This is a genomic window from Centipeda flueggei ATCC 43531 (assembly GCF_000160695.1).
GTDB lineage: Bacteria > Bacillota > Negativicutes > Selenomonadales > Selenomonadaceae > Centipeda > Centipeda flueggei.
On sequence record NZ_GG694008.1, the window covers coordinates 296,893 to 307,441 of the forward strand.

The following is a 10,549-nucleotide window of genomic DNA, read 5'->3' on the forward strand; positions in this document are numbered from 1 at the left end:
GATTCCTCCTTCCTTATTCTTTCGCTGCCTTTGCAGGCTTTACGGTATCTTTAATCACAACGAATCCCTTCTTCGGGCCCGGAATCGCGCCCTTGATGAGAATGAGGTTGCGGTCGGCGTCCACACGGACCACCGTCAGACGCTGCACGGTGACGCGTTCGCCGCCCATACGGCCCGGGAGCTTCTTGCCCTTGAGGACACGTCCGCCGGGACCGGAGATCATTGCACCCGTCGAGCCCGGCTCGCGGTGCGACTTCGAACCGTGGCCCATGGGGCCGCGTGCAAAGTTGTGGCGCTTGATGCCGCCCGCGAAGCCTTTGCCCTTCGACGTGCCGACCACATCGACGAGATCGCCTGCTGCGAAGATGTCGACGCCGATCGTATCGCCTACATTATATTCCGAAGGAGCCGAGAGGCGCATTTCACGAATGAAGCGCACTGCCTTCACGCCCGCCTTCTCAAACTGACCCTTGAGCGGCTTCGTGACGTTCTTCTCCTTGATGTCGCCAAACCCGATCTGCACAGCGTTGTAGCCGTCCGACTCCACCGTCTTGCTGCGGAGCACGAAGTTGTTGCCGGACTCCACGACCGTCACGGGGACGACGCGGCCTTCCTCTGTGAAGATCTGAGTCATGCCCAGTTTTCTTCCTAAAATAGCCTTAGCCAAGGCATCCACCTCCTATTAGAGCTTAATCTCGATGTCAACGCCGGCCGGCAGGTCAAGACGCATGAGTGAATCGACCGTCTTGTTCGTCGGCTGCAGAATGTCGATGAGGCGCTTGTGCGTGCGCATCTCGAACTGCTCACGCGAGTCCTTGTTGACATGCGGAGAACGGAGAATTGTGTAGACATTCTTCTCCGTTGGAAGTGGAATAGGCCCGGAGACCATAGCACCCGTCTTCTTTGCCGTGTCGACGATCTTCGCCGCGCTCTGGTCAAGAGCCTTGTGGTCATAGGCCTTCAAACGAATTCTGATTTTCTGCTGTTTCGCCAAAGTAGTTTTCCTCCTTCGTCCGGGGTCCCGCCCCAAACATTTCTCCATAGCAGTTCCCTCTGCCCCGCCGGGGCATAGCCATCTGCCATGTCATCGCATGGAGTACGTCGTTTGTCGTATGATTCCAAAAGATGAAAAGAAGTTTATATTATACTCCCTACGGGGAAATTCCGGTCATATTCCATCGCACCGTCATTTCCCTCGAAAAGGAGCGACGCGAGCGCCGCTCCTCCTCTTTGGGAATATCAATCAGCTATTTTATTAGCCCTCAATCGCCGTAACACGACCCGCGCCGACCGTATGGCCGCCCTCGCGGATAGCGAAGCGGAGCCCCTGCTCGATCGCGATCGGGGTGATGAGCTCGACTTCCATCTCGACGTTATCGCCGGGCATGACCATCTCCGTGCCCTCAGGGAGACGGACAACACCCGTCACGTCCGTCGTACGGAAGTAGAACTGCGGACGATAGTTCGTGAAGAACGGCGTATGACGGCCGCCCTCTTCCTTCGTCAGGACGTAGACCTGCGCCTTGAACTTCGTGTGCGGATTGATGGAACCCGGCTTTGCGAGAACCTGGCCGCGCTCGATGTCCTTACGGTCCACACCGCGGAGCAGTGCACCGATGTTGTCACCGGCAACCGCACTGTCGAGCAGCTTGCGGAACATCTCGATGCCCGTAACAACCGTGCTGCGTGCCTGATCCTGAAGGCCGACGATCTCAACCGTATCGTTCAGCTTCAGCTCGCCGCGCTCCACACGCCCCGTCGCGACTGTGCCGCGGCCCGTGATCGTGAAGACATCCTCAACCGGCATGAGGAACGGCTTGTCCGTGTCGCGCGTCGGCGTCGGGATGTAGTCGTCAACAGCATCCATGAGCTCCATGATCTTTGCCTTCATTGCCTCATCGCCTTCGAGTGCCTTCAGCGCAGAGCCTGCGATCACAGGAATCTCATCGCCAGGGAAGTCATAGCTCGAGAGGAGCTCGCGGACTTCCATCTCGACGAGCTCGAGGAGCTCGGGATCGTCGACCTGGTCGACCTTGTTGAGGAAGACAACGATAGCGGGAACGCCGACCTGGCGGGCGAGCAGGATGTGCTCACGCGTCTGGGGCATCGGGCCGTCTGCTGCGGAAACAACGAGGATCGCGCCGTCCATCTGTGCAGCACCCGTGATCATGTTCTTAACATAGTCCGCATGGCCCGGGCAGTCCACGTGTGCATAGTGACGCTTGTCCGTCTCGTACTCCACGTGTGCCGTGTTGATCGTAATGCCGCGCTCACGCTCCTCCGGTGCCTTGTCGATGTCCGCATAGTCCTCGAACTTCGCATAGCCCTTCTCGGAGAGAACCTTCGTGATCGCCGCCGTCAGCGTCGTCTTGCCGTGGTCAACGTGACCGATCGTGCCGATGTTGACATGGGGCTTGCTGCGGTTAAACTTTTCCTTTGCCATTCTAAAATTGCCTCCTTATTCGCCTTTGTTCTTGGCGACAACAGCGTCAGCTATATTCTTAGGAACTTCGTCGTAGAAGGAAACCTCCATCGAGTAGTTCCCGCGGCCCTGGGTCTTGGAACGGAGATCCGTCGAGTAGCCGAACATCTCCGAGAGCGGAACGTATGCATTGATGACCTGTACGCCGTTGCGCGGCTCCATGCCGTCGATGCGTCCGCGGCGCGAGTTCAGATCGCCGATCACGTCGCCCATGTACTCCTCAGGCACTGTGACCTCAACCTTAACGTACGGCTCGAGGAGAACGGGGTTTGCCTTCTCCGCACCCGCCTTGAATGCCATCGAGCCGGCGACCTTGAACGCCGCCTCGGAGGAGTCAACCTCGTGGAACGAACCGTCGTAGACGATGACCTTGATGTCGACCATCGGATAGCCGGCGACCACGCCGCTCTCCATCGCCTGGCGGACACCAGCCTCGATTGGGTTGATGAATTCCTTCGGAATCACGCCGCCGACGACCTTGTTCTCGAAGCTGAAGCCCTCACCCGCTTCCTGCGGAATGAGCTCGAGCCAGCAGTGTCCGTACTGACCATGACCGCCGGACTGACGGACGAACTTGCCTTCCGCCTTGACCTGTTTGCGGATCGTCTCGCGGTATGCGACCTGCGGCTCGCCGACCTTGCAGTCGACCTTGAACTCACGGAGCATACGGTCGACGATGATCTGCAGATGCAGCTCACCCATACCCGAGATGATGACCTGTCCCGTCTCCGCATCCGTATGAACGCGGAACGTCGGATCCTCCTCGGCGAGCTTCTGGAGCGCGATGCCCATCTTCTCCTGATCGTTCTTCGTCGCAGGTTCCACCGCAACGGAGATAACGGGATCCGGGAACTCCATCGACTCGAGGATAATCGGGTTGTTCTCGTCGCAGAGCGTATCGCCCGTCGTCGTGTTCTTCAGGCCGACCGCCGCTGCGATATCGCCGCTGTAGACGATATCGATCTCCTTGCGGTTGTTCGCATGCATCTGGAGAATACGGCCGATGCGCTCCTTGCTGTCCTTCGTCGCATTGTAGACATACGAGCCGGAGTTCAGTGTGCCGGAGTAAACGCGGAAGAACGCGAGCTTTCCGACGAACGGATCTGTCATGATCTTAAACGCGAGTGCCGAGAACGGTGCGCTGTCCGATGCCGGACGGTGATCCTCTTCGCCTGTGTCGGGGTTCACGCCCGCGATCGGCGGGATATCCGTCGGTGCGGGCATGTAGTCGACGATCGCATCGAGCAGGGGCTGAACCCCCTTGTTGCGGTACGACGTGCCGCACGTCACCGGCGTCATCTCACAGGCGATGGTCGCCTTGCGGATGGCACCGCGGATCTCGTCCTCGGTCAGCTCCTCGCCGCCGAGGTACTTCTCCATCAGCTCATCGTCCGTCTCAGCGCATGCCTCAAGGAGCTTGTCGCGGTACTCTGCTGCCTGCTCCTTGTACTCGGCGGGAATCTCGACCTCATCGGTCACCTTGCCGAGATCGTCCTCGTAGACGATGGCATCCATCTTCACGAGGTCGATGATGCCCTTGAACTCATCCTCTGCGCCGATCGGCAGCTGAATCGCCACCGGGTTCGCATTGAGGCGCTCGCGCATCATCTTCATGACGTTGAAGAAATCCGCGCCCGTAATGTCCATCTTGTTGACATACGCCATACGCGGAACATTGTAGCGCTCCGCCTGGCGCCAGACCGTCTCCGTCTGCGGCTCAACGCCGCCGCGGGCGGTCAGCACGGCGACCGTGCCGTCCAGCACGCGCAGCGAGCGCTCTACCTCGACCGTAAAGTCAACGTGACCCGGCGTATCAATGATATTGATGCGATGGTCTTTCCAGTGGCAGGTCGTCGCCGCCGACGTAATCGTAATGCCGCGTTCCTGTTCCTGAACCATCCAGTCCATGGTGGCAGCGCCCTCATGAACCTCGCCGATCTTGTGCGTTACGCCCGTGTAGAAGAGAATGCGCTCGGTGGTCGTCGTCTTGCCGGCATCGATGTGCGCCATGATGCCGATATTCCGCGTTTTTTCAAGGGAATATTCTCTTGCCACTGTTTCCTATCGCTCCTTACACTGCTGATATTACGTAACCTCTGATAAATCCGGCACCATCATCTTGGCGAATCTTTTCCGCCCTCTCATCGTCGACAAATCCTCCACAGAGCGCATTCTGCGTCCGGTTTGTCTCCTTGATAGGACGAAAAATCTATGCCAATCTGACAAGCTTCGCATCAGCGATTCTTACCAGCGATAATGTGCGAATGCCTTGTTGGCCTCCGCCATCTTGTGCGTATCTTCCTTCTTCTTGATTGCCGCTCCCGTATTGTTCGCAGCGTCCATCAGCTCTGCCGAGAGGCGTGCATCCATCGTCTTCTCGCCGCGCAGACGCGCATAACCGACAAGCCAGCGGATGCCGAGCGTCATGCGGCGGTCCGCACGAACCTCGACCGGAACCTGATAGTTGGCACCGCCGACGCGGCGTGCCTTGACCTCGAGCACGGGCATGACATTGCGCAGTGCCGTCTCGAACACCTCGAGCGGATCCTGCCCCGTCTTCTCGCGAATCGTCTCGAACGCATCATAAACGACGCGCTGTGCAACGCTCTTCTTGCCCGAGAGCATAACCTTGTTGATGAATTTTGTCACCGTCTTGGAATGATATACCGGATCCGGCAGAACATCCCGCTTCGGCACAGGGCCCTTACGTGGCATAGCCCAACCTCCTAACGATATACTGCCTTACTTCTTCTTCGCGCGCTTCGCGCCGTACTTTGAACGCGCCTGTGCGCGATCCTGCACACCGGCGGTATCGAGCGAGCCGCGAATGATATGATAGCGGACACCCGGCAGATCCTTCACACGGCCGCCGCGAATGAGGACGACGCTGTGCTCCTGCAGATTGTGCCCAATGCCCGGGATATATGCGGTCACCTCGATGCTGTTCGTCAGGCGAACACGAGCAACCTTTCTAAGAGCAGAGTTCGGCTTCTTCGGCGTGGACGTGTAGACACGCGTGCAGACGCCGCGCTTCTGCGGGCTGTTCTTCAGTGCTGGTGCTTTCGATTTCTCCTCAAGGCTCTTCCGGCTCTTGCGAATGAGCTGATTGATCGTTGGCATACTGCACCTCCTTCCTTTGTCGTCATTCCAATTCTTTTTGTATGAAAACGCAGTGCCTGCGTTTTTACCGTATGGAATCGCTGATGCGATGAACGCGTTGAATGTATCAGTGCTTCCGCAAAATCGCCACCGCTGCGGCACTCACGTCAAGGCGGGCATATTCACCCAACTCTGCCCGTGTCGCCGTACGGTTCGGCTCAAGTCCCGCCTCCGCACACGCCGCCAGCAGTGCGCCGAGTACGCGGTGATCCGCGTCCGCTGCAATGAACACCGTCTCCGCCGTGCCGCTCTTTACGGCTTTGCACACCTGATGAACACCGGCAATACAGCGTGCCGTGCGCAGTTTTTCCAGAGACATAGTCCACCTCCAAAAAGGGACTTTCACATAATATCATCCACAAAAACCCTTGTCAACGCATATTTTACAAAGTTTTACATTTACACTTCTCCTAGCGTATCTTTCTGTCCCGAAAAACAAAAATATATGCGTACTTATACAAAAAGAGATGGGCTCTGTCCCCATCTCTCCTGATCTTTGCGCGGCGTATCCTCTCATCGCACCACATGCATTTTACGCCGCCGCACTTCGGGCGGTTCCTTCTTTTTTTTCTGTCCCTGCGGCGGATCAAGACTGCGGTCGGCAATGCCGAGCAGCATCCCCATCCCCGCCATTGTCACGATCAGCGACGACCCTCCGTAGCTGATGAACGGAAGCGGTACACCGACCACGGGAAGGAGCCCCGCGACCATCGCGAGATTGGCAAGTGCCTGCCCGAGGACAAGAAACACAATGCCGAGAGCCAGCACCTGTCCAAATGTATCCTTTGCCCGTATCGACACGCGGATACACGCGATCAGCATAACGGCGAACAGGAAGAAGATCAGTGCCACACCGAAGAATCCATGCTCCTGGCTGAAGATCGCAAAGGCAAAGTCTGTATGTGCCTCGGGCAAATACTCGTACTTGCTCACGCCGTCACCGAACCCCATGCCGAAGACGCCGCCTGAACCGATCGTCGAGAGGGACTGCACCATCTGATAGCCTGCATTTCGTGCATCCGACCACGGATCGAACCACACCTCCATGCGCTTCATGCGATAGGGCTGCAGCGTGCCGATGGCAAGGGCTGCCAATCCCACAGGCAGCAGAATCAACACCCAGCGGCTTGGCGGAACGAGCAGTACAAGTGCCATCAGAAGCGGCACGCCGAAAACGATACACGCCGTGCCGAAATCCGGCTCACGATAGACGAGGAACGCCATGAGAAAAATCGCACCGAACGGAATGACAACGCGCGGCCAGTCCCGCTCCATGCGGAAGCGTTCTTTACTGAGCACAGACGAAATCGAGAACGCTCCCAGGAGCACGCCCATCAGCTTTGCGAACTCCGCCGGCTGGAAGCTGAACGGACCAAGGGCAATCCACCGCTGTGCACCGTTGACCGTCGTCCCGACAAAGAGCACGGCAACGAGGAGAAAAAGCGTAACGGCAAGCCCGATGAACATCAGTCCGCGCAGCCGCTGATAATTGATCCGCCGGCAGATCCAACAGGACAATCCGCCGATCACAAGCCATTGAAGATGCCGCTGCAGGAAATAATACGGATTCTCATAATCCATCGCCGCAAGGACATAACTCGAGCTGAAGACATTGATTGTCCCCGTCACGAGCAGAATCACCATGATGATGACGATCGGCTCTGTCTCACTCTTAAAGAGCGTATAGCGCGTACGCATTACATATCCCCGGCGGGACGATGTGCAACGAGGCGTCCGATCTTTGCGCCGCGCGCGCTGAACTTTCGCTCATACTCCGTCATGATGTTATCCGCTTCCCCCAGTGCATGGAGATCATGAGTCACATCCGTCAGACGCCACCCTTCGCGCTCCATCATTTCAAGCGAGTAGGCAAACAGCCCCATATTATCCGTCTTAAAGCGGATCTCACCGCCTTCCGCGAGCACCGTACGATAGCGTGTGAGAAACACCTCACTCGTCAGGCGGCGTTTGGCATGACGTTTTTTCGGCCATGGGTCGGAAAAATTCAAATAGATACGATCTGCCTCTTGCGGTGCAAAAAGCTCCGTCAGATGCGCCGCATCAAAAACCAGCAGGCGGATATTCTTCAGCTTCCGCTCCGCGGCCTTGCGTGCCGCAAAGTAGAGCACGCCCTGCTGCGCCTCGAGTCCGACATAGTTCACATCGGGATGGCGCGATGCCAACTCCGTAATGAAGTCGCCCTTTCCCACACCGATCTCGATGTGAAGCGGTGCCCTGCGTCCAAACGTTTCAGCCCACGCGCCTGCAAAACGCTGCCAATCCCCGCCAAGCGGCGTCACAAAATCTGCATAGTCCAAAATTGCCGCGTCAATCCACGGCTTTCGCCTAAGTCTCATCGGTCGATCCGTCCATCCCCATGCGTTCCATCCAAAAATGACTTATGGACGTACGATAAACGCTGCACCGATTTGGCCCAGCGCATGGATCAGCACATCCTTACCAAATTTTGCCCAGCTGGAACCACACGCGTCCGCGCGCATTGTTCTGCGGAGCCACTGACGCATCCGTCCCAAGCCGCCGTGCATAATCGAGGCGCGCAAACCAGTCGCCCGGCTCACTGTACGCGGCACCAACCCCCCAGCCATGCAGCGTCACCCTGTTATGACTGCCGACAGCTGTCTTATTCACGCGAACTGTTCCGGCATCGTAGAACGTGCTGAGCGTCAGCCCTCGCACAGGCGTATGCCAGCGAAGCTCTGCCGTACCGAGCACTCCCTCGTCGCCCGAGCCTTCCCCCTGCGCATAGGCACGCACGCCGTTCGGGCCGCCGAGATAGAACTCCTCCGAGTTGTCAAGGTTGCAGCTTGCCTTCTGCCCCGAGACCTTTGCGAGGAAATCCGTCGCATGCCCGAGATTCTGCACCGCTGTCGCCTCTGCCTCAAGCTTCGCGTATGTCCCCTCATTGATGTGGTTGACTGCCCCGAGAACTGCACTGTAATAGGAGTCAAAATCCAGCCAGCCGAACGTCACATTGGCACTGTAATCAAGGGCAAACCCAGGCGAGCGCTGCATTCCGACCAATCCAGCATAGATGCTGTTCGTATGCTTGCGCCCCTTGAGATTGAAGGCCGTAATATCATCATTCAGGTCGCGGTAGTTATAACCGTAGCGCAGCGCGAGGCTGCGGTCCGTCTGATGGAAGATCGGCACCCGCCCGAACAGCGTCACCGTCAGCGACTCTCCCTCTGCACCGAGGGGGGCCAATGAGTTTTTGACCTTATAGTTCATGCGCGAAGCACCAATGCCGAGCGTTGAGCCGCCGCGCCCCACCACAGTCTCATAGTTTGCATAGAAATTCCGCAGGCTCCCGTTCGAGATCAGCCCGCCGACACTCACTTTGTCCCCTGTCCCCGACGGATCGTAGAGCGTCTCCTGCAGCCCGTAGCGATAGCGCCCCGTGCTTGGGCTGCCATAGTTCTCCACGTAGAAAATCGTATTGGACTCCTTCGAGTCCTCGATACGCACCGTCAGCTTGCTCGTGCCGAATGTCCTGCCGGGACTGAGCACACCGACGGCACGCGCCCCTGTCGCATCCGACACCGAGTAAAGCGCCGTCTCGAGCTTATCGGTCGTAATGATGTCGTCCGCCTTCAGTCCTGCAATAATGCGCTGTGCCACAGGCGTTTTGAGTCGGCTGTTGTTGTCAATCGAAATCTCATCGTAGCGTCCCGGGATGATGCGCAGAACGACCATCCCATCGGGGCTGTCCTGCGGCGGGAGATATGCGGCAGCGGCAGGATAGCCATGCGTACGGCAGTATGTCGTCAGCGCATCCACCGTACGGCGCAGGTCGGCAATCGTCTTTCTGTCCCCCATCCCCTCCTGCAGGAGCTCGACAAGCGGCTCCTTGTCGAGATTCAGATCGGGTGCCTCCAGGATGAAGTTCTCCACGGTGAACGTTGCATCATAGTTATCCTGCTGATACGTCGGTGTCTGATCCTCCACCCCAATCTCCGGCATCGCTAGCTGCCCCGCAATGTCCGCCTCCGGGCGTTCGAGCGACGGGGCGGCATGCCCTGCCGTTCCCGTACAGATGGCAGCGCCGCACAGCAGTGCGGCCGCACCGATGCGCCCAGCCTTTTGGTTCCGATGACTCATCTTGTTATGCACGATCCAATTCAACTCCTAAATGATGCAGACGAATATTCCTCTTATCCCATGCGTCCCTGCACATGCATACAAATCCATTTGTATTCTAACATTTTCATAAATACATTTCAATGTTTTGACAGCATCCATGTTGCGATTCTCCCCCTTTTTCGTTACACTTAAGGAAGCACGGATACATTCCATATCATCCTCGCAATTACCTTTTCTGTTTCGTTCGAACGAAGTATCTGCGCCGATCTGACGGCCTCATTCTGCCGGCAATTTCTGAAAAGGAGGAGTACAATGAACCGCATCCTATTCGTCTGCCACGGCAATATCTGCCGCTCACCGATGGCAGAGTTCGTCATGAAGCACCTCGTTCGCGAGGCGGGACTGACGGACAGCATCAGCATCACATCCAAGGCACTCCATACCGATGAGATCGGCAGTGACACCCACCAGGGCACACGCGCCGTTTTGGACGCACACGGCATCCCGTACGAAACACGGCACGCAGCGCTCATGACCCATGCCGACTACGATGCCTGCAATATGATCATCGGCATGGACGAGGAGAATATGCGCGATCTCTCTCGACTCACAGGCGGCGATCCGAACGGCAAAGTACATAAACTGCTCTCGTATATGGGCACGACACGCGATGTCGCCGACCCGTGGTACACGGGCGACTTCAACGCTACCTACCGCGATGTGGAGGCAGGATGCCGCGCACTCCTGCAGGTGCTGACGAAAAGGAAATAAATACAACAGAGCGCCCCATCGACGATAGAGCCGTTG

Annotated in this window: 11 protein-coding genes; 1 reads left to right on the top strand and 10 read right to left on the bottom strand. The window is 57.5% G+C overall.

The window, feature by feature from the left end:
* Nucleotides 1-13: 13 nt before the first annotated feature.
* The 10 genes from rplC to HMPREF0908_RS09035 all read right to left on the bottom strand — a co-directional run bounded on the left by rplC (nt 14) and on the right by HMPREF0908_RS09035 (nt 9,760).
* Complete coding sequence (gene rplC / locus HMPREF0908_RS08990) at nt 14-667, bottom strand: 50S ribosomal protein L3 (protein WP_040572670.1); 654 nt, start codon at nt 665-667, stop codon at nt 14-16.
* A gap of 15 nt (nt 668-682) precedes the next feature.
* Entirely contained in the window at nt 683-994 is a 312-nt protein-coding gene (rpsJ, locus tag HMPREF0908_RS08995; protein WP_006695835.1) for a 30S ribosomal protein S10, read from the bottom strand.
* A 261-nt stretch (nt 995-1,255) separates the two neighbouring features.
* Nucleotides 1,256-2,443, bottom strand: a complete 1,188-nt coding sequence (gene tuf, locus HMPREF0908_RS09000; RefSeq protein WP_006691181.1) for an elongation factor Tu — start codon at nt 2,441-2,443, stop codon at nt 1,256-1,258.
* Between the two features lie 15 nt (nt 2,444-2,458).
* Nucleotides 2,459-4,537: an elongation factor G gene (fusA, locus tag HMPREF0908_RS09005; protein WP_009753871.1), complete on the bottom strand. Its 2,079-nt coding sequence runs from the start codon at nt 4,535-4,537 to the stop codon at nt 2,459-2,461.
* A 189-nt stretch (nt 4,538-4,726) separates the two neighbouring features.
* On the bottom strand, nt 4,727-5,197 hold the full coding sequence (gene rpsG, locus HMPREF0908_RS09010) for a 30S ribosomal protein S7 (RefSeq protein ID WP_006691183.1): 471 nt from the start codon (nt 5,195-5,197) through the stop codon (nt 4,727-4,729).
* Nucleotides 5,198-5,224: 27 nt separating this feature from the next.
* On the bottom strand, nt 5,225-5,602 hold the full coding sequence (rpsL, locus tag HMPREF0908_RS09015; protein ID WP_006691184.1) for a 30S ribosomal protein S12: 378 nt from the start codon (nt 5,600-5,602) through the stop codon (nt 5,225-5,227).
* 106 nt (nt 5,603-5,708) lie between these two features.
* Entirely contained in the window at nt 5,709-5,960 is a 252-nt protein-coding gene (locus HMPREF0908_RS09020) for a ribosomal L7Ae/L30e/S12e/Gadd45 family protein (RefSeq protein ID WP_006691185.1), read from the bottom strand.
* A 194-nt stretch (nt 5,961-6,154) separates the two neighbouring features.
* Nucleotides 6,155-7,339, bottom strand: a complete 1,185-nt coding sequence (locus tag HMPREF0908_RS09025; RefSeq protein ID WP_006691186.1) for an FtsW/RodA/SpoVE family cell cycle protein — start codon at nt 7,337-7,339, stop codon at nt 6,155-6,157.
* Complete coding sequence (gene trmB / locus HMPREF0908_RS09030; RefSeq protein WP_006691187.1) at nt 7,339-7,998, bottom strand: tRNA (guanosine(46)-N7)-methyltransferase TrmB; 660 nt, start codon at nt 7,996-7,998, stop codon at nt 7,339-7,341. The genes HMPREF0908_RS09025 and trmB overlap by 1 nt, the downstream gene beginning before the upstream one ends.
* Before the next feature lie 100 nt (nt 7,999-8,098).
* Nucleotides 8,099-9,760 (bottom strand): ShlB/FhaC/HecB family hemolysin secretion/activation protein, encoded by a 1,662-nt coding sequence (locus HMPREF0908_RS09035; RefSeq protein WP_006691188.1) that lies wholly within the window; start codon nt 9,758-9,760, stop codon nt 8,099-8,101.
* 294 nt (nt 9,761-10,054) lie between these two features.
* Between HMPREF0908_RS09035 and HMPREF0908_RS09040 the strand changes: the two genes are divergently transcribed.
* Nucleotides 10,055-10,513 (top strand): low molecular weight protein-tyrosine-phosphatase, encoded by a 459-nt coding sequence (locus HMPREF0908_RS09040; protein ID WP_040572671.1) that lies wholly within the window; start codon nt 10,055-10,057, stop codon nt 10,511-10,513.
* The last annotated feature ends 36 nt before the right edge of the window (nt 10,514-10,549 follow it).